Raw genomic sequence first — 1,580 nt, 5'->3', positions numbered from 1 at the left:
CGGTAACGTGTATAAGTGATGCCTGGTAATGCGCCCGCAGGAATCGCGAACGTCAGATTATTCACACCGTTCACCACAACCTGACTGGTGAAGATCTGTTCACTCGGCTCCCACGCGTTGTTCTGATTAAAGTCCATCCACGCATCCAGAAATGCTCCGTTGGGAGGAGCTCCGTTCACCGTCACATCCGTAACGGCCGCCGGATTACCCGGATTCAACACTCCAAACGTCACCCCATCTTCGTCATCCGGACTCGCTCCTGGATTCAAATCATCAAAATCTGAATTCACCGAATGCGTTCCGTCAGACTCTGAATCCCACTCGGTGCCCAGACGTAAACCAGGACCGCCTGTGGGGCCGGCGGCAAATACGTGACGAGCACCGTTATCCGCCAGGGTCACCGGGTAACCGTCCGGTGCATCGCCAAAGTCCAGATCATCCTGCGGTGGTGGTGTCTCGATCTTGACTTCGTAATCTTCCACTTCACCCGTTGATGCAGGTCCATCGGGTGCCAAACCGCCGCCGGCACTCAGTCGGTAACGTGTATAAGTGATGCCTGGTAATGCGCCCGCAGGAATCGCGAACGTCAGATTATTCACACCGTTCACCACAACCTGACTGGTGAAGATCTGTTCACTCGGCTCCCACGCGTTGTTCTGATTAAAGTCCATCCACGCATCCAGAAATGCTCCGTTGGGAGGAGCTCCGTTCACCGTCACATCCGTAACGGCCGCCGGATTACCCGGATTCAACACTCCAAACGTCACCCCATCTTCATCATCCGGACTCGCTCCTGGATTCAAATCATCGAAATCTGAATTCACCGAATGCGTTCCGTCCCTCTCTGAATCCCACTCGGTGCCCAGACGTAAACCAGGACCGCCTGTGGGGCCGGCGGCAAATACGTGACGGGCACCGTTATCCGCCAGGGTCACCGGGTAACCGTCCGGTGCGTCGCCAAAGTCCAGGTCATCCTGCGGTGGTGGTGTCTCGATCTTGACTTCGTAATCTTCCACTTCACCCGTTGATGCAGGTCCATCGGGTGCTAACCCACCACCGGCACTCAACCGGTAACGTGTATAAGTGATGCCTGGTAGTGCGCCCGCAGGAATCGCGAACGTCAGATTATTCACACCGTTCACCACAACCTGACTGGTGAAGATCTGTTCACTCGGCTCCCACGCGTTGTTCTGATTAAAGTCCATCCATGCATCCAGAAATGCTCCGTTGGGAGGAGCACCGTTCACCGTCACATCCGTAACGGCTGCCGGATTACCCGGATTCAACACGCCAAACGTCACCCCATCTTCATCATCCGGACTCGCTCCGGGATTCAAATCATCGAAATCTGAATTCACCGAATGCGTTCCGTCCCTCTCGGAATCCCACTCGGTGCCCAGACGTAAACCAGGACCGCCTGTGGGGCCGGCGGCAAATACGTGACGGGCACCGTTATCCGCCAGGGTCACCGGGTAACCGTCCGGTGCGTCGCCAAAGTCCAGGTCATCCTGCGGTGGTGGTGTCTCGATCTTGACTTCGTAATCTTCCACTTCACCCGTTGATGCAGGTCCATCGGGTGC

The 1,580-nt window shown here is 56.1% G+C and carries 1 protein-coding gene; it reads right to left on the bottom strand.

Annotated elements, in window-relative coordinates:
- A partial coding sequence (locus MK110_19705; GenBank protein ID MCH2213530.1) for a GEVED domain-containing protein occupies positions 1-1,580 on the bottom strand: 1,580 nt, incomplete at both ends.

This window comes from Fuerstiella sp. (genome assembly GCA_022447225.1).
Classification (GTDB): Bacteria; Planctomycetota; Planctomycetia; order Planctomycetales; family Planctomycetaceae; genus S139-18.
This window is presented reverse-complemented; position numbering and strand designations above follow the sequence as displayed.